The sequence below is a fragment of the Pseudomonas glycinis genome, from assembly GCF_054871425.1.
On sequence record NZ_JBTYHF010000001.1, the window covers coordinates 147,785 to 165,930 of the forward strand.

Below are 18,146 nucleotides of genomic sequence, written 5' to 3' on the forward strand. Positions count from 1 at the left end.
TTCCCCATGGCCAAGTCACCCAAGAAAGTCCCTGCAGTAAAACCACCCAATGCCCCCGATGCTGGACATTCCGGCTCACCGCCTCTCGTCAGCCGTATGGGCCTGGACATGCCTGACGCCCTGCTTCTGGGCATCGATTCACCGGCCGTCAGTCAAGCGGCAAGCACATCTGCCGCAGCCAGCACACTGCCCACGGTTACTGTTCACGCCTTGCCGGATGCAACGGAGAACTTCAGCGCCACTCGTAACGCAATCGCCTGGCCGCAAGAGCGTTTCCACGAACTGGTACCCGTAGCGCAGAACGAAGGTTTGTTCACCGGACCGGATCAGCGCACGTACGCTCAGATCGCTAATGAAGGCCAGTTCGTCGTCGAGCAGGACGGGCAAGGCAATTATCATGTGCCTCTGACCTTCGCACCCGGTGTGCCCGGCCTGCCCCTGACGCGCCTCGAGGGTCAGACGACTTGGCAGATCCGGCGGCCCGAGAGGCTATCCAACCGGCCTGCATCCGCCACCCCCAACCTGCCCTCATACATCTCGCCTGCCGACGCCATGACGCTGAGCAAGCCTGAGCTGGCAACGGAGGGCCTTCGATACAACAGACTCAGGCAGACCTTCGTAACGACGGTGGACGGCACGGTCATGGTGCGCAAAAACAAGGATGGCGAATACCAACAAGCGTTTGCCTCGACGAGCAATGCACCCGACGTTTTCTTCGAGCAAATCCCCGGCACTGTTTTCTGGCGACAAAAACCGCCAGGGGCGAAGCCATCGCAAACGCCAGCCCAATCCAGCCAGTCAGGCGAACAGACCGACCAGGCAACACCTGGCCCGAGCAAGCGTCCCCGACTTGCCGAAGCCGCAGAAACGCTAACCGCGGCGACAGCCAAGCCGTCCTCTGACAACGACCAGACGCCGTATTTCTGGCTTCCCTGGGGGCATCTGAACAAACCTGCGCACACCGAATCGGTACAGCTTGGCTGGCTGCATTATCCAATCGTTCCGGTTGGCTCGAATACGGCGCCCACAGTGTATTTCGTATGTCATCCCGAGTTTTTCCCGAGCGGTTTCGACGCTTTCGAGAACATGCTGAAAAACGCCCCCGAGCAACAGCCGGTGGCGACGTTTCGAATCGGCAGCGATCCAGGTGAAGTCCATCCGGGCAAACGCTTTTTCGAAGAGCCGATAACAACGTCCGTCGCTCGCGCGTTCCCTGATTTTTCGCAAGCGACAACGACAGCCGTTGCCCGCAGGTTATTCGAACTCGCCGATCATTCCCCGACGATTACCGGCACCGGCCTGATCAACGTTCAGGCCGTCTTGCATCAATGGAAGCAACTGCCGTTTTCCACAGCACCTGACTTTGCCGACCCGCTGAATATGCTCGCCATAGCGCCAGACATCGACCTGGGAGCCAAGCGGCTTATCCCGATGCCTTCCCAGACCGACAGCGAATTGCAACGCCTGACCTTTGATCCACAGCACTTCTCCTCCGCCTGGAATCATTACAAGACCTATCCATCAGATCTGAATCTGCGGCGATTGCTCGGCGCGTTGCTGGTCGGCTGTGGTTACGAGCTGTTTCCACTGACCTATGAACACAGAATGCCGACGCTGGTATTCAAACGCGCCGGTCACGATCAAATCTTCTTTTTGAAACTGGGAGCAATCAGTCAAGCCGGCCTGACTCACGTTCCTGGCAACGAACTGACAGAACCGAGCTTGCCCGCCAGAATCGGTCAGGACGCCTTCACCGCACTGACCGATGCAGCGACGCGGAACCAAGTGGTATGGCTGATAGGAGGCGTATTGAAGGTCGCGTCCACGCCAGACTCGGTGTTCATTATTCGCGAGCGCTGACCCGAGACTCGACTGCGCCGGCAGTTGCGCCGTAAACACGCATAAAAAAAGCCCGCAGTGTGAGCGGGCGAAAGACCAAAGAAGCTATATGCGCAGTCGCTTCCCGGTGGGGGCAGCTGCTTGGGGGTCAGCTGCCCCGATACGTGGAATAGCTGTAAGGCGAAATCAGCAGGGGCACGTGGTAGTGCTCCTGCTCGGCGGAAATGCCGAAACGCAGTACGACGACATCGAGAAACGCCGGCTCGGGCAGTTGTACGCCACGGGCCCGGTAGTAATCGCCGGCATGGAACTGCACCTGATAAACCCCGGTGCGATAATTGTCGCCTTGCAGCAACGGCGCATCGACCCGGCCATCACTGTTGGTTGTCGCACTGGCGACCAATTCCAGCTGCGATCCTTCAACGCGGTACAGCTCGACCTTGATCGAGCTGCCCGGGCAACCGTGTGCAGCGTCCAAAACGTGTGTTGTCAAACGTCCCATTGATTCTGCGCGCCTGGCCGCAACAAGCGGTCAGACTTCGCGCCTCCCGAAGCCAGTTGAAAAGGAGACCGCACCGTTTCAGAGCACGAAACGCTGCGGCGAGTGAATGATTAAGACACTTTTCAAAAAAATTGTACACAATAAAAACGACATTTTTCGCTTCACCCCCGCCATGCGGGTTTTTATCACCAATTCGCAGGCAAAGCGCCTGATCATTGAACCTTCTATTCATTAGCTGACTGGTCAGGCAGGTTTCTTGCAGGCTGGAACCATTAACAGCAAAAGATGACGGCCGGTGAAAAATGCGAAAATTCAGGCTTACAAAATGTAAATAAAGTTGTATACAATCAGCCCATCGCTGTGACGCCAGCCTGCCAGGCCGCCACACCAATCTGTCAACGTACAAGAAGGAAGACTGCAGTGAGCGCTGACTACCCACGCGACCTGATCGGTTACGGCAGTAACCCTCCTCACCCACACTGGCCGGGCAATGCCCGGATCGCCCTGTCCTTCGTACTCAATTACGAAGAAGGTGGCGAGCGCAACATTCTGCACGGCGACAAGGAATCCGAAGCCTTCCTCTCCGAAATGGTCGCCGCTCAGCCGCTGCAGGGCGCGCGCAACATGAGCATGGAATCGCTTTACGAGTATGGCAGCCGCGCCGGCGTCTGGCGGATTCTGAAGCTGTTCAAGGAATTCGACATTCCGTTGACCATCTTCGCCGTGGCCATGGCCGCCCAGCGTCACCCGGACGTGATCCGTGCGATGGTCGAGGCCGGTCACGAAATCTGCAGCCATGGCTACCGCTGGATCGACTACCAGTACATGGATGAAGCGCAGGAACGTGAGCACATGCTCGAAGCGATCCGCATCCTCACCGAACTGACAGGCGAACGTCCGCTGGGCTGGTACACCGGCCGCACCGGGCCGAACACCCGTCGCCTGGTCATGGAAGAAGGCGGTTTCCTCTACGACTGCGACACCTACGACGACGACCTGCCCTACTGGGAGCCGAACAACCCGACCGGCAAGCCGCATCTGGTGATCCCCTACACCCTCGACACCAACGACATGCGCTTCACGCAAGTGCAGGGTTTCAACAAGGGTGACGATTTCTTCGAATACCTCAAAGACGCCTTCGACGTGCTTTACGCCGAAGGTGCCGAAGCGCCGAAAATGCTTTCGATCGGTCTGCACTGTCGCCTGATCGGCCGTCCTGGTCGCCTCGCTTCGCTCAAGCGCTTTATCGAATACGCCAAAAGTCATGAACAGGTGTGGTTCAGCCGTCGCGTCGACATCGCGCGCCACTGGCAAGAAACCCACCCGTACCAAGGGACTGCAAAATGAGCCGCTTTCAAACCCTGCAACCGTCGACCCTGAGCCGCGACGCTTTCGTCAAAGCCTTCGCCGACATCTACGAACATTCGCCATGGGTGGCCGAAAAGGCCTACGACCTCGGTGCGGACGCTTCGATCGACGAGATCGAAACCCTGCACCAGCGCATGAGCGATATCCTGTTGAGCGCCGATCATGCCAGCCAGCTGGCCCTGATCAACGCTCACCCGGACCTGGCCGGCAAAGCTGCCGTCCAGGGCCAACTGACCGAAGCCAGCACCAATGAACAGGCTGGCGCCGGTATTCACCAATGCACGGCCGAAGAGTTCCAGCGCTTCACCGAGCTGAACGAAGCCTACAAAGCCAAGTTCAAGTTTCCCTTCATCATGGCGGTAAAAGGCAGCAACCGGCATCAGATCCTCGCGGCGTTCGAAACGCGCATCAACAATTCGGTGGAAGCCGAGTTCAAATGCGCGCTGGCGGAGATCAACAAGATTGCCCTGTTCCGTTTACTGACTCTTTAGCAAGCCTGGCCCGAGTGCATCAAACGCGGAGAGCACCCAGGGCCCTGCGAGCATCCCCAGCCAACTTATCAAAGGCAGACAAGAAGAATGAAAGCTTACGCCGTACCTTTCGAAAAATACGTCAACCTGGCCGACGCCCGTCTGGGCACCAAGATCATTTCGGTCACCGATGACTGGTTCGCAGACGCCAATCGTCTGTTCCAACCGACCCCGGCCGTATGGAAGGAGGGCGTGTTCGACGACAACGGCAAGTGGATGGACGGCTGGGAGTCGCGCCGCAAGCGCTTCGAAGGTTTCGACAGCGCGGTGATCCGTCTGGGCGTACCGGGCTCGATCAAAGGCGTGGACATCGACACTTCATTCTTCACCGGCAACTACCCGCCATCGGCCTCGCTGGAAGCGTGCTTCCTGGCCTCGGGCGAGCCGGATGAAAACACCCAGTGGACCGAAGTGCTGTCGGCCGTCGAGCTGCAGGGCAACAGCCACCACTACCACGAAATCAGCAACGACAAAGCGTTCAGCCACCTGCGCTTCAACATCTACCCGGACGGTGGTGTTGCCCGTCTGCGCGTATACGGCATTCCGTTCCGCGACTGGTCCGCTGTGGGCGACAACGAGCAAGTGGACCTGGCAGCAGCCCTCAACGGTGGCCGCGCCCTCGCCTGCTCCGACGAACACTTCGGCCGCATGAGCAATATCCTCAACCCGGGCCGTGGCATCAACATGGGCGACGGCTGGGAAACCGCGCGTCGTCGCACGCCGGGCAATGACTGGGTAATCGTCGCGCTGGGTCATCCGGGCGAGATCGAGAAGATCGTCGTCGACACCCTGCACTTCAAAGGTAACTACCCGGACACTTGCTCGATCCAGGGCGCGTTCGTGAAAGGCGGCACCGACAGCCAGATCGAAACCCAGTCACTGTTCTGGCGCGAACTGCTGCCAAGCCAGAAGCTGGAAATGCACGCCGAACACACCTTCGTCGAGCAGATCAAGGCACTCGGCCCGATCACCCACATCCGCCTGAACGTGTTCCCGGATGGTGGTGTGAGTCGTCTGCGTGTATTGGGCAAGGTCGCTAAACAAGGTTGAACCCAATCGCTGGCAAGCCAGCTCCCACAGGTTTTGTGAACGCCACAGTCCACTGTGGGAGCGGGCTTGCCCGCGATGGCGATAGATCTAACAACACAGAATCCGGATAAGAAGAACAGCATGCGCACACTGACGATTGAACCGCTGACCAAAGAAGCCTTCGCCCCTTTCGGTGACGTGATCGAAACCGACGGCAGCGATCACTTCATGATCAACAACGGTTCGACCATGCGCTTCCACAAACTGGCGACGGTCGAAACCGCTCAGCCTGAGGACAACGCAATCATCAGCATTTTCCGCGCCGACGCGCAGGACATGCCGCTGACCGTTTGCATGCTGGAACGCCATCCGCTGGGCAGCCAGGCTTTCATTCCGCTGCTCGGCAACCCCTTTCTGATCGTGGTCGCGCCAGTTGGCGATGAACCTGTATCAGGCTTGGTCCGCGCCTTCGTCACCAACGGCAGGCAGGGCATCAATTACCATCGCGGCGTCTGGCACCACCCGGTGCTGACGATCGAAAAGCGGGATGACTTCCTGGTGGTTGATCGCAGTGGCACAGGCAATAACTGCGATGAGCATTTTTTCAAAGAGGATGAGCGGTTGATCCTCGCCCCCCACCAATAAGAGAAGGTCTGATCACTCGACAATAAGAGTGACAGGCGAGAGGTAAAGACTGTGGAAGCACATCTGTTGGAATGGCTGAACCTGAGCGTGCGCTGGGTTCACATGATCACTGGCGTGGCCTGGATCGGCGCGTCGTTCTACTTCGTCTGGCTGGAGAACAACCTCAACCGCGTCAACCCGAAAACCGGTCTGGCCGGTGATCTGTGGGCGATCCACGGCGGCGGCATCTACCACCTGGAAAAATACAAACTGGCCCCACCGTCCATGCCGGACAACCTGCACTGGTTCAAGTGGGAAGCCTACTTCACCTGGATGTCGGGGATCGCGCTGCTGTGCGTGGTGTTCTACTCCAATCCGGTGCTCTACCTCGTGGCACCCGGCAGCGGCCTCAGCGGTCCTGAAGGCGTGGCCATCGGTATCGGCTCGCTGATCGTCGGCTGGTTCGTCTACGACTTCCTCTGCGATTCGGCCCTGGGCAAGAAACCCGCCCTGCTCGGCTTCATCCTGTTCGTGCTGATCATTGCCGCGGCCTATGGCTTCAGCAAAGTGTTCAGCGGGCGTGGTGCCTACCTGCACGTCGGCGCGATCATCGGCACCATCATGGTCGGCAACGTGTTCCGCATCATCATGCCGGCGCAACGCGCACTGGTCGCGGCGATCGCCGAGAACCGTACGCCGGATCCGGCCCTGCCGGCCAAGGGTCTGCTGCGTTCGCGACACAACAACTACTTCACCCTGCCAGTGCTGTTCATCATGATCAGCAACCACTTCCCGAGCACTTACGGCAGCCAGTACAACTGGTTGATCCTGGCCGGGATCGCGGTATTGGCGGTATTGGTGCGTCACTACTTCAACACCCGTCACGACAGCCACAAGTTTGCCTGGACCCTGCCGGTGGCAGCGGTGGGCATGATCTGCCTGGCCTACGTCACCGGCCCGACGCCGATGTCGACTGCACCTGAAGTGGCCAAGGCACCGGCGAAAATCGAGTACCAACCGCTGCCGGAGACGGCACTGGGCGGTGGCGCGAAACCGGCCGAAGCGGCGCAACCTGCGGCACCCGCAGCCCCTGCGGCGGCACCCGCGCAAGCCTCGAATGCCGGCCCCGGTTTCGACAAAGTACACAACGTGATTCAAGAGCGTTGCACGGTGTGCCACTCGTCCAAGCCGACCAGCCCGTTGTTCAGCGCAGCCCCGGCCGGTGTGATGTTCGACACTCCCGAGCAGATCCGCCAGAACGCCGCGCGCATTCAGGCGCAAGCCATCACTACGCAGATCATGCCACTGGGCAACATCACCCAGATGACCCAGCAGGAACGTGACCTGATCGGTGCCTGGATTGCCCAGGGAGCGCAGACCAATTAATCGTTGAAAGCATCGCGAGCAGGCTCACGCCTACAGAGATCCTGTGGGAGCGAGCCTGCTCGCGAATAGCCGCCGCAACGCGGTCCCCCTGATGCAAAGAAACAGCTGCAAGCAACCCGGCAGCTGTTAATCACAAGAATAAAAAAGATCCGAGGTGTTGCATGTCCGAGCTGTCCAAAGCGCGCATCCCCGACGCACCCGCCATTCAGCGTTTGCCCCTTTTGCAACTGATCCTGGTCGGTCTGCAACATGTTCTGCTGATGTACGGCGGTGCCATCGCGGTGCCGCTGATCATTGGACAGGCCGCTGGCCTGAGTCGTGAAGAAATCGCCTTCCTGATCAACGCCGACCTGCTGGTCGCCGGCATCGCCACCATCGTGCAGTCGCTCGGCATCGGTCCGATGGGCATTCGCATGCCGGTGATGATGGGCGCCAGTTTCGCTGCGGTCGGCAGCATGGTGGCCATGGCCGGCATGCCCGGCATCGGTCTGCAAGGCATCTTCGGTGCGACGATAGCTGCCGGTTTCTTCGGCATGCTGATCGCGCCGTTCATGTCCAAGGTCGTGCGTTTCTTCCCGCCACTGGTGACCGGCACGGTCATCACCTCGATCGGTTTATCGCTGTTCCCCGTGGCCGTGAACTGGGCCGGTGGCGGTGTCGACGCCGCGCAATTCGGTTCGCCGATTTACCTGGCCATCGCTGCGCTGGTGCTGGCCACCATCCTGTTGGTTCATCGCTTCATGCGCGGATTCTGGGTCAATATTTCGGTACTGATCGGCATGTGCCTGGGCTACGTACTGTGCGGCGTGATCGGCATGGTCGACCTCAGCGGCATGGCCAGCGCACCGTGGATTCAGTTCGTCACCCCGCTGCATTTCGGCATGCCGAAATTCGAGCTGGCGCCGATTCTGTCGATGTGTCTGGTGGTGGTGATCATCTTCGTCGAGTCCACCGGGATGTTCCTCGCGCTGGGCAAAATCACCGGCCAGGAAGTCTGCCCGCGCATGCTCCGTCGTGGCTTGTTGTGCGATGCCGGCGCATCGTTCTTCGCCGGTTTCTTCAACACCTTCACCCACTCCTCGTTCGCGCAGAACATCGGCCTGGTGCAGATGACCGGCGTGCGCTGCCGTTCGGTGACCATCGTTGCCGGTGGTCTGCTGATCGTCCTCAGCCTGTTGCCGAAAGCGGCGTTTCTGGTGGCATCGATTCCACCGGCGGTGCTGGGCGGCGCGGCGATTGCGATGTTCGGCATGGTCGCCGCCACTGGCATCAAGATCCTGCAAGAGGCCGACATCGGTGACCGCCGCAATCAGCTGCTGGTCGCGGTGAGCATCGGCATGGGCCTGATCCCGGTGGTGCGTCCGGAATTCTTCGCCCACCTGCCGATGTGGATGAGCCCGATCACCCACAGCGGCATCGCCATGGCCACCCTCAGCGCGCTGACGCTGAACCTGCTGTTCAACATCCTCGGCGGCAAGGAGCGTGCGGCGATCAATGATTGCCATGCGCACTGATTTAAACCACCACGCCACCTGTGGGAGCGAGCCTGTTCGCGAAAGCGCTGTGTCATTCAACATTGATGGCGACTGACACAACCGCTTCGCGAGCAGGCTCGCTCCCACAGGGACTACGCAACTGCTTGTGCCTCAAACAATAAAAACAAGAGGGAGCAACAGATGATCCGCACGCAAAGCAACGTTCTGTTGAGTGGCGGCCTGCTGGCCGCGAGTCAGGCCATGGCCGGCGACCTGCTGCTGTGGCAGAGCAACAGCCTCAGCTATCTGTACGGCAAGAATTTCGCGATCAACCCGTCCTATCAGCAGACGGTCACCTTCGAGCACGCCGACAAGTGGAAGTACGGCGACAACTTTCTGTTCGTCGACAAGATCTTCTACAACGGCAAGGAGGACCCGAACAAAGGTCCGCACACCTTCTACGGCGAGTTCACCCCGCGCTTTTCCTTCGGCAAGATCCTCGACCGCAAGATCGAGTTCGGCCCGATCAAGGATGTGCTGCTGGCAATGACCTACGAGTACGGCGAAGGCGAAAGCGAGGCCTACCTGATCGGTCCCGGCTTCGACCTGAAAGTACCTGGCTTCAACTACGTCACCCTGAACATTTTCCGCCGCCAGACCGAAGGCCCGCGCCCCGGCGATGGTGTCTGGCAGATCACCCCCGCGTGGTCCTACAGCTTTGCACTGGGCAATTCCGATGTGCTGATCGACGGCTACCTCGACTGGGTCGTCGACAATGACGAAAACTCGCGCGGCACCTACCACGCCAACCTGCACATCAATCCGCAGATCAAATACGACCTCGGCAAAGCCTTGGGCTGGAGCCAGAAACAGGTATACGTCGGCACCGAGTACAGCTACTGGAAGAACAAATACGGCATCGAAAACAGCCACTCGTTCGATACCAACCAGAACACTGCCAGCCTGCTGCTGAAGGTGCACTTCTGAAATGGCCCGCAACCGTGCGCCATGCCTGTCGTCGGTGCTCTGTTGCGGGGCACTTGAGCCTTGGCCGAGGAGTCAGTATTCTCCGCGGCCTTCCGAATTCGCTCTAAAAAAAAGCCCGAATTCAATTTCTGACCGAAAAGCCAACTTATCCCGGCTGCGGTCAGTCCTGAGGTATCCCGAAAACACGCTCGTCGACTGTTTTTCAACAGCCGAACGGGCGTTTTTTGGTTTTTCGAAAGCCTTGGCGCAGCTTTTGCTACCAGCATTCAAAGCTGACCGATCGGATGAAATTTGCGGTACGAAAAAAGGCGCCACATCAGAGCGCCGAACTTAAAAAAATAACGTGGAACACCTACTTTGGGAGCAACCGAATGAAACGTATGTGCACCAGCCTGATGCTGGCCGGATCGATGTTCGCCGGCGGCCAGGCCATGGCCGAGGGCCTGCTGCAGTGGCAGAACAACAGCCTGACCTATCTGTATGGCAAGGACTTCCAGGTCAACCCGCGCATCCAGCAGACCGTCACCTTCGAGCACGCCGATGCCTGGAAGTATGGGGACAACTTCCTGTTCATCGACAAGATCTTCTACAACGGCAAGGATGATGGCGGCGTCGGCTCCAACACCTACTACGGCGAGCTCAGCCCGCGCCTGTCGTTCGGCAAGATCTTCGATCAGAAACTGGCCTTCGGCCCGGTGACTGACGTGTTGCTGGCCATGACCTACGAGTTCGGTGAAGGCGATACCGAGTCGTACCTGATCGGTCCGGGCTTCGACCTGGCGATTCCAGGCTTCGACTACTTCCAGCTGAACTTCTACCAGCGTCACACCCAGGGCGCACGCGCCGGTGACAATGTCTGGCAGATCACCCCGGTCTGGTCCTACACCATCCCGGTGGGCAAATCGAACATCCTCATCGACGGCTTCATGGACTGGGTGGTCGACAACGACTCCAACTCCAAAGGCGATTACCACGCCAACCTGCACTTCAACCCGCAGGTTAAATACGACTTGGGCAAGGCGCTGAATTTCGGCGAGAAGCAGTTGTATGTCGGTGTTGAGTACGACTATTGGTCGGACAAGTATGGGATCAAGGACAGCCAGTACTTCAAGACCGATCAGAGCACCACGAGCTTCCTGGTCAAGTTCCACTTCTGACCCTAAAAGCTTCGCGAGCAGGCTCGCTCCCACATTCAGACCGAGTTCCAATGTGGGAGCGAGCTTGCTCGCGAACAGGCTCACCGCAATTTCAGGCCGGAGCCACCGCTTCAGATATCCGCAAAAACCGGCAAAGCTCTTCACGCTTGGCCAACGCATCCCGCCGCCCCAACTCGATCAACTCGCTGCAATACCCCGCCTCGAACAGCAGATAACTGAGCACCCCCGCCCCGCTCGTCTTCGTCGCGCCCGGCCCGCGCAGAAACAGGCGCAACGCCGCTGGCAGCTCCTGGCGATGCCGCGCGGCGATTTCGTCGATTGGCTGACTCGGCGCAATCACCAGCACCTCCACCGGCGCCACACCCAGCGCACGGGTCGGCGTGCCGGCCGGGAGCAAATGACTGAACTGATTCAGACGCTGCAGCAGCTCGATATCGCTCTCCAGACTGTCGATGAACGTGCTGTTGAGCATGTGCCCGCCAATCTGCGCCAGCGTCGGTTGCTGGCCGCTGTAGGCGCGCTCCAGCGGCTGCTGCGGATCAACGCCGCGCGGGTTGCCGCTAACGCCCACCACCAACACGCGACTGGCACCCAGATGCAGCGCCGGGCTGATCGGCGCCGACTGGCGCACTGCGCCGTCACCGAAATATTCCTCGCCGATTTTCACCGGCGCGAACAACAGCGGAATCGCTGAACTGGCCAACAGATGATCAACCGACAATTGCGTCGGCACGCCAATGCGGCGGTGCCGCAGCCAGGCGTCGATGGTACCGCCGCCCTGATAGAACGTCACCGCTTGCCCCGATTCGTAGCCGAACGCGGTCACCGCCACCGCATGCAATTGCTTGCGCGCGATGGATTCGGCGATGCCGGGCAGGTGCAGTTTTTCCTCGAGCAGTTCGCGCAGCGGCGAACTGTTGAGCAGCGCCACCGGCATCTGCCGACCGAGGCCGAGCAGGCTGTGGCTGACGAAGCGGCTGGCTTGATGGATCACGCCCGGCCAGTCGCTGCGCAGCACGCGGTGGCTGCGAAAGCCCTGCCAGAACTGGGTCAGGCGTTCGATGGCGGCGCGAAAGTCCGTAGCGCCACTGGCCAGGCTGACCGCATTGATCGCCCCGGCCGAGGTGCCGACGATAACCGGAAACGGATTGTCCGCGCCGACCGGCAGCAACTCGGCAATCGCCGCCAGCACCCCGACCTGATAAGCCGCCCGAGCCCCGCCGCCGAAAAGAATCAAACCTGTAACCGGTTCAGCAGGACTCATCGCAACACTCCACGGTGCTTGTCAGATCGGCTAATCAACGACGCTTGGGATAAAGCTTCGGCTCACCCGGCGGGCGACTCTTGAAGCGCCGATGCGCCCACAGGTATTGCTCGGGGCAGGCACGCAAAGCGCTCTCGACCCACTGATTGATGCGGATGCAATCGGCCTCCTCGCTTTCGCCGGGGAAGTCTTCCAGCGGCGGATGGATCACCAGGCGATAACCACTGCCGTCGGCCAGACGTTCCTGCGTGAACGGCACCACCAGCGCTTTGCCCAGCCGTGCAAACTTGGTCGTCGCAGTGACGGTGGCGGCCTGAATGCCGAACAGCGGCACGAAGACGCTCTGCTTGGCGCCGTAATCCTGATCCGGCGCATACCAGATCGCCCGTCCCGAGCGCAGCAGTTTGAGCATGCCGCGCACGTCATCGCGCTCCACCGCCAGCGAATCGAGATTGTGCCGCTCGCGGCCACGGCGCTGGACGAAGTCGAACAAGGGGTTTTTGTGTTCGCGGTACATGCCGTCGATGGTGTGCTGCTGGCCGAGCAGCGCCGCGCCGATTTCCAGCGTGGTGAAATGCGCGGCCATGAGGATCACGCCTTTGCCTTCGCGCTGGGCCTTCTGCAGATGTTCAAGGCCTTCGACGTGGGCCAGTTTCGCCAGACGCTCGCGCGACCACCACCAGCTCATCGCCATTTCGAAGAAGGCGATGCCGGTGGAGGCGAAGTTTTCCTTGAGCAGGCGTTTGCGCTCGGCGGCGGATTTTTCCGGGAAGCACAATTCCAGATTGCGCCGGGCGATGGTTCGCCGGTCGCTGGCGACGCGATACATCAACGCGCCCAAAACTCGACCGATGGTCAGCAGCGCCGGATACGGCAGCTGCACGATCAGCCACAAAAGCCCCAGGCCGCACCAGAGCGGCCAGAAGCGCGGAGCAAGATATGCTTTTCGAAAACGCGGGCGATCCATTAAAGCTTCCGTAAATACAGTGGCCGCGCATTCTACATCGTTCGACCCGGCTTGCGGCTCGCGGGCGTTCTCGTTATAAGTCTCGGCACTTTTAGTGACAAGCCGTTGTATGCCGACATGAGCCAAACCGACCCGTTAGACCAAGATCCCGTATTCCAGCTCAAGGGCAGCATGCTGGCCATCACTGTGCTGGAACTGGCCCGTAACGACCTCGAAAGCCTCGATCGGCAATTGGCCGCCAAAGTCGCCCAGGCGCCGAATTTTTTCAGCAATGCACCGCTGGTCCTGGCGCTGGACAAACTGCCGCCGAACCAAGGCGCGGTTGACCTGCCGGGGCTGATGCGCGTCTGCCGTCAGCACGGTCTGCGTACCCTGGCCATTCGCGCCAGCCGCATCGAAGACATCGCCGCCGCCATCGCCATCGACATCCCCGTGCTACCGCCCTCCGGCGCCCGCGAGCGCCCGCTGGAGACGCCGGAAGCCGAAGTCAAAAAGAAGCCGGAAAAGCCACCTGAGCCGACGGTCAAACCGACCCGCGTAATCACCACGCCAGTACGTGGTGGCCAACAGATATATGCCCAGGGTGGCGATCTGGTCGTGGTCTCTTCGGTCAGTCCGGGGGCGGAACTTCTTGCCGATGGCAACATCCATGTATACGGCCCGATGCGCGGCCGTGCGCTGGCCGGCGTCAAAGGTGACACCAAGGCACGGATTTTCTGTCAGCAATTGAGCGCTGAACTGATCTCCATCGCCGGTCATTACAAGGTCTCCGAGGATTTGCGTCGCGATCCGATGTGGGGCTCGGGCGTCCAGGTCAGCCTGTCAGGCGACGTGTTGAACATCATTCGGCTTTAACGGATACTGCCGCATTTTCCAAGCATCTCTAAAACGTAGCGAAAACGGCTCAAACGAAGTAGGAAAAAGGCCTAAAGCCAAATTCCAGCCAAGGCTGTCCGACTGCAGTAGTTTTCAAGAGATGTTTTTCAGGGGCTGAACAGTCCTTCTTCCTTAGGGGTGAAACACCTTGGCCAAGATTCTCGTGGTTACATCCGGCAAGGGTGGTGTGGGTAAGACCACCACCAGCGCCGCTATCGGTACCGGTCTCGCTCTGCGCGGCCACAAAACAGTGATCGTCGACTTCGACGTGGGCTTGCGTAACCTCGACCTGATCATGGGTTGCGAGCGCCGCGTGGTGTATGACTTCGTCAACGTGGTAAACGGCGAAGCCAACCTGCAACAGGCACTGATCAAAGACAAGCGCCTGGAAAACCTCTACGTACTGGCGGCCAGCCAGACCCGCGACAAAGACGCGCTGACCGTCGAAGGCGTGGAAAAAGTCCTGATGGAGCTCAAGGAACAATTCGAGTTCGTCGTCTGCGACTCCCCGGCGGGCATCGAGAAAGGTGCGCACCTGGCCATGTATTTCGCCGATGAAGCGATCGTCGTGACCAACCCGGAAGTCTCCTCGGTACGTGACTCGGACCGCATGCTCGGCCTGCTGGCGAGCAAATCGCGCCGCGCCGAACGTGGCGAAGACCCGATCAAGGAACACCTGCTGATCACCCGCTACCACCCGGAGCGTGTCGAGAAGGGCGAGATGCTCGGCGTTGAAGACGTCAAGGAAATCCTCTCGGTGACCCTGCTCGGCGTCATCCCGGAATCCCAGGCAGTGCTCAAGGCTTCCAACCAGGGCGTGCCGGTGATTCTCGACGACCAGAGCGATGCCGGTCAGGCTTACAGCGATACCGTCGACCGCCTGCTGGGCAAAGAAAAAGCCCACCGATTCCTCGATGTCGAGAAGAAGGGATTCTTCGAGCGCCTGTTTGGAGGTAGGTAATGAACCTTTTTGACTTCTTTCGTGCCAACAAAAAGCCAAGTACCGCCTCGGTAGCGAAAGAGCGTCTACAGATCATCGTGGCGCATGAGCGCGGCCAGCGCAGCACGCCGGATTACCTGCCAGCCTTGCAGAAGGAACTGGTCGACGTGATCCGCAAGTACGTCAACATCGGCAACGACGACGTACATGTTGCACTGGAAAGCCAGGGCAGTTGCTCGATTCTGGAACTCAACATCACCCTGCCCGATCGCTGAGTCGATCCGGCAGGTATGACGGCGGTTCAGGGCCATTCCCCAGTGGAATGGTCCTGAACCGCCGTTGGCATTTGTTACGAGGCTGTTTTAATGCCGCTGTCCAACATCCGCATCATCCATGAGGACGCCGCCGTACTGGTGGTCGACAAACCGACCCTGCTGCTCTCGGTGCCCGGGCGCGCTGACGACAACAAGGACTGCCTGATTACCCGCTTGCAGGAAAACGGCTACCCGGAAGCGCGCATCGTCCATCGTCTGGACTGGGAAACCTCCGGTATCATCCTGCTGGCCCGGGATGCCGACACCCATCGCGAGCTGTCGCGGCAGTTTCATGATCGCGAAACCGAAAAGGCCTACACCGCTTTGGCCTGGGGTCAGCCGGAGCTGGACAGCGGCAGCATCGACCTGCCCCTGCGCTACGACCCACCGACCAAACCACGGCATGTGGTCGATCACGAATTCGGCAAACATGCGCTGACGTTCTGGAAGGTGCTGGAGCGTTGCGGCGATTGGTGCCGGGTCGAATTGACACCGATCACCGGGCGCTCGCATCAACTGCGCGTGCACATGTTGTCGATCGGCCATCCGCTGCTCGGTGACGGGCTCTACGCCCACGAGCAAGCGCTGGCGGCCTGGCCACGTCTGTGCCTGCACGCGAGCATGCTCAGCTTCACTCATCCGCAAACCGGCGAACGCCTGCGTTTCGAGTGCCCGGCGCCATTCTGAAATGCGTAAATACTTTGAAAGCCCTTCCTTGCGAAGGGCTTTTTTTGTCCTGCCAGAATTCCACCGGCAATAGATTGACGTAAAGAACTGTCATAAAATTGTAATCAAATATAAAATCATGGCACTTCGATATCAGGCAGGAGGCCTCTTCCGTGTTCTGCAGCAAAACACTTCAATCCGAATACCCCATCGTGTGCGCATTCGGTAACACGACCCTGCACCTGAGCGAAGCACCCAGCATCCAGGCACGCCAAGCCCTGGAGCAGCTGATAAAAAAACGTCGCGCGCGCAAACTGACCCGGGCCAGCGCACCGTTGTCGTCCTGTGAAACACCACTTTTTGCCAAGGTCCAGCCATTGGACACGTTCAAGGCAAAGGTGCGGGTGAGCCTGAACAAACCGCAACGCAACGGGCGCTTCGACTGGCCTCTCGAAGAGCTGATGAATTCCCTCGAAGCTCAGCGCCGGGGCGTGGAGATGCCTCCACTGAAGGGCTATGGCTATACGCGCAGCAGACTCGGCCTGACCGAGGAGTTCTTCCTGCTGACTCATCTGCTTGAAGGCCATATTGATGGGGCCGAGTGCATCAGACGCAATCCCGAAAACATCGAAGCCTTTATCCTCGACGCGTTTCAACTGCTCAACTCGCTCGCCAGCAAGAACATCACTCACATGGATTTCTGGGTGGGCAACATCATGGTGCCCGAGCAAACGCAAAGGCCACTCAAAGCCATCGACTTTGAAAACTGCTTCGCCGGCCCGACCGCGCACGCAAGTGAAACACTCGGTTTTCAACTCGGCTTCTTCTATCGTCGGGATATCTACAAGTTCATTACCGAAGCCGCCTACGATCGCCTGGTCGATCAATATCTCAGCGCGCTGTCCGGTCTATCGAGAGACAGGTTCGAGGCGGTCTATCAGTTGAGCAAACATGAATACGTCGGTCGCAAGCAGCGCCGAGAAGTCTTCCTCAGTGGCAGACTGATCACCGGTTGACGCCCACCCCGGCAACACTTTGAAGCAAGTGCCCGGCCTGCAAATCAGCGGAGCAATACGGTAAACTCGCGCCCCCCGCCGTATGGAGCCGCTTATGCGCGAAGCCTTCCCCCCCATGGAAAAAGTACCGCACCAGTTGCTCTACCTGATCTATGGTGACAAAGACGTTTATCGGCGCGAGGCGAAATTCAGCATCCTCACCGCCCTGGCACAGCTGCAGCCAAGTGAATCATTGTGCATCCGAGTGCTGACCGATCGTCCGCAGGACTATGCCGGCTGGCCGGTCGATACCGTCACTTTGAGCGAGCAGACCCTGATCCAGTGGCAGGGCGACAACGGCTACCACCACCGCCGCAAGGCGTGCGCCATTGCGCTGGGCCTGACACTCGCCGAAAAAACCCTGTTCGTCGATACCGACACGCTGTTTCTTGATTCGCCGCACCGGCTGTTCAGCATGATCAGGCCCGGGCGTTACGTGATGGACCGCTTCGAATACGACTGGAGTTACGTCTGTAACCGGGCGGACTACGAAAAACTCGCGCGCTGCCTGCAAGTCCACGGGATTTCGTCGGCGAACAGCTTCAAGCTCTACAACAGTGGCTTGTGCGGCGTCACCGATGGCGATGCAGCGCTGCTGGACAAGTCGATCCGGCTGATCGATGAGTGGACGCAGGACCCGTTCGACATCCATACGATCGAACAGATTGCACTGTCTTTCGCCATGCGCGACCAACCGATCCAGGAAGCGAAGAAATTCGTCTATCACTACTTCGCCGACAAAAACTTCTTCCACGCCATGCAGAGACACTTTTTCGCCCGCCATGGCGAGGCCTTCCACCCCGAACTGCCAGCGCTGTGCACCGAGGTTCCGCGCAGCAAGCCCGTGCCCTCGACCTGGGAGCGCCTGCGCATCAAGTGGAAGCTTCGCAAAAAGCGCGGCGGCATGAAGAAAGTCGGCCGGGCATTGCTGTTCGGCAGTGCTGCACCTGCCCACCCGTATTACGAGATCTGCCGTCACGAATGGTGGGAGTCGGCGTCGCGGGAAATCCTGCGTTGGGACAGCGTTGCGCAGAAGGCCTTCTTCGGCAGCGGCAAGGGCTGGCCGAAGCACCTGCCGAAACCCGCCAGAAAGGATGATCAACAAGCCATCATCGCCTACCTGCGCAAGCGCATCGATCAGCACTCCTGAGCGTGCTTGCGCAAACC

18 protein-coding genes are annotated in these 18,146 nt (G+C 59.5%); 15 read left to right on the forward strand and 3 right to left on the reverse strand.

Features of this window, described 5'->3' with window-relative positions:
• Positions 1–6 precede the first annotated feature (6 nt).
• Entirely contained in the window at positions 7–1,860 is a 1,854-nt protein-coding gene (locus ACYSTU_RS00655; protein ID WP_498995048.1) for a hypothetical protein, read from the forward strand.
• Between the two features lie 127 nt (positions 1,861–1,987).
• Here the strand turns inward: ACYSTU_RS00655 and uraH are convergent, their stop codons facing one another.
• Positions 1,988–2,341 carry a hydroxyisourate hydrolase gene (gene uraH / locus ACYSTU_RS00660; protein WP_498995052.1) on the reverse strand — a complete coding sequence of 118 codons (354 nt, stop codon included), beginning with the start codon at positions 2,339–2,341 and terminating at the stop codon, positions 1,988–1,990.
• A gap of 420 nt (positions 2,342–2,761) precedes the next feature.
• Between uraH and puuE the strand changes: the two genes are divergently transcribed.
• From puuE to ACYSTU_RS00700, 8 genes are all read left to right on the forward strand, one after another.
• Positions 2,762–3,688 (forward strand): allantoinase PuuE, encoded by a 927-nt coding sequence (gene puuE, locus ACYSTU_RS00665; protein ID WP_024012213.1) that lies wholly within the window; start codon positions 2,762–2,764, stop codon positions 3,686–3,688.
• On the forward strand, positions 3,685–4,200 hold the full coding sequence (gene uraD, locus ACYSTU_RS00670) for a 2-oxo-4-hydroxy-4-carboxy-5-ureidoimidazoline decarboxylase (protein WP_264364794.1): 516 nt from the start codon (positions 3,685–3,687) through the stop codon (positions 4,198–4,200). Before puuE ends, uraD begins: the two co-directional genes overlap by 4 nt.
• A gap of 87 nt (positions 4,201–4,287) precedes the next feature.
• Complete coding sequence (gene alc / locus ACYSTU_RS00675) at positions 4,288–5,289, forward strand: allantoicase (protein ID WP_024012212.1); 1,002 nt, start codon at positions 4,288–4,290, stop codon at positions 5,287–5,289.
• Between the two features lie 120 nt (positions 5,290–5,409).
• Positions 5,410–5,913, forward strand: coding sequence for an ureidoglycolate lyase (locus ACYSTU_RS00680; protein ID WP_024012211.1), 504 nt, complete (start codon positions 5,410–5,412; stop codon positions 5,911–5,913).
• A 51-nt stretch (positions 5,914–5,964) separates the two neighbouring features.
• Positions 5,965–7,278, forward strand: coding sequence for a urate hydroxylase PuuD (locus ACYSTU_RS00685; RefSeq protein WP_016773757.1), 1,314 nt, complete (start codon positions 5,965–5,967; stop codon positions 7,276–7,278).
• Between the two features lie 161 nt (positions 7,279–7,439).
• Positions 7,440–8,792, forward strand: a complete 1,353-nt coding sequence (locus ACYSTU_RS00690) for a nucleobase:cation symporter-2 family protein (RefSeq protein WP_042608508.1) — start codon at positions 7,440–7,442, stop codon at positions 8,790–8,792.
• A 162-nt stretch (positions 8,793–8,954) separates the two neighbouring features.
• Positions 8,955–9,740 (forward strand): outer membrane protein OmpK, encoded by a 786-nt coding sequence (locus ACYSTU_RS00695; protein WP_498995071.1) that lies wholly within the window; start codon positions 8,955–8,957, stop codon positions 9,738–9,740.
• A gap of 371 nt (positions 9,741–10,111) precedes the next feature.
• Positions 10,112–10,897, forward strand: coding sequence for an outer membrane protein OmpK (locus ACYSTU_RS00700; RefSeq protein WP_056784020.1), 786 nt, complete (start codon positions 10,112–10,114; stop codon positions 10,895–10,897).
• Positions 10,898–10,988: 91 nt separating this feature from the next.
• Here the strand turns inward: ACYSTU_RS00700 and ACYSTU_RS00705 are convergent, their stop codons facing one another.
• Both ACYSTU_RS00705 and ACYSTU_RS00710 read right to left on the reverse strand, forming a co-directional pair.
• The gene (locus tag ACYSTU_RS00705) at positions 10,989–12,161 is read right to left on the reverse strand and encodes a patatin-like phospholipase family protein (RefSeq protein ID WP_498995075.1); all 1,173 of its coding nucleotides are present in this window, start codon (positions 12,159–12,161) and stop codon (positions 10,989–10,991) included.
• A gap of 34 nt (positions 12,162–12,195) precedes the next feature.
• A complete protein-coding gene (locus ACYSTU_RS00710; protein ID WP_016773752.1) occupies positions 12,196–13,128 on the reverse strand; it encodes a lipid A biosynthesis lauroyl acyltransferase in 933 nt (310 codons plus the stop codon).
• Between the two features lie 117 nt (positions 13,129–13,245).
• Between ACYSTU_RS00710 and minC the strand changes: the two genes are divergently transcribed.
• The 6 genes from minC (at position 13,246) to ACYSTU_RS00740 (ending at position 18,129) form a co-directional block, all read left to right on the forward strand.
• Entirely contained in the window at positions 13,246–13,983 is a 738-nt protein-coding gene (gene minC / locus ACYSTU_RS00715) for a septum site-determining protein MinC (RefSeq protein ID WP_041479318.1), read from the forward strand.
• 169 nt (positions 13,984–14,152) lie between these two features.
• Positions 14,153–14,965, forward strand: a complete 813-nt coding sequence (gene minD / locus ACYSTU_RS00720; RefSeq protein ID WP_007913953.1) for a septum site-determining protein MinD — start codon at positions 14,153–14,155, stop codon at positions 14,963–14,965.
• Positions 14,965–15,219 carry a cell division topological specificity factor MinE gene (gene minE, locus ACYSTU_RS00725; protein WP_003223146.1) on the forward strand — a complete coding sequence of 85 codons (255 nt, stop codon included), beginning with the start codon at positions 14,965–14,967 and terminating at the stop codon, positions 15,217–15,219. Before minD ends, minE begins: the two co-directional genes overlap by 1 nt.
• Before the next feature lie 90 nt (positions 15,220–15,309).
• Positions 15,310–15,945, forward strand: coding sequence for an RluA family pseudouridine synthase (locus ACYSTU_RS00730; protein ID WP_024012204.1), 636 nt, complete (start codon positions 15,310–15,312; stop codon positions 15,943–15,945).
• A 152-nt stretch (positions 15,946–16,097) separates the two neighbouring features.
• Positions 16,098–16,940, forward strand: coding sequence for a protein kinase family protein (locus ACYSTU_RS00735; RefSeq protein ID WP_136492255.1), 843 nt, complete (start codon positions 16,098–16,100; stop codon positions 16,938–16,940).
• Between the two features lie 94 nt (positions 16,941–17,034).
• Positions 17,035–18,129, forward strand: a complete 1,095-nt coding sequence (locus ACYSTU_RS00740) for a hypothetical protein (protein WP_136492254.1) — start codon at positions 17,035–17,037, stop codon at positions 18,127–18,129.
• Positions 18,130–18,146: the final 17 nt, after the last annotated feature.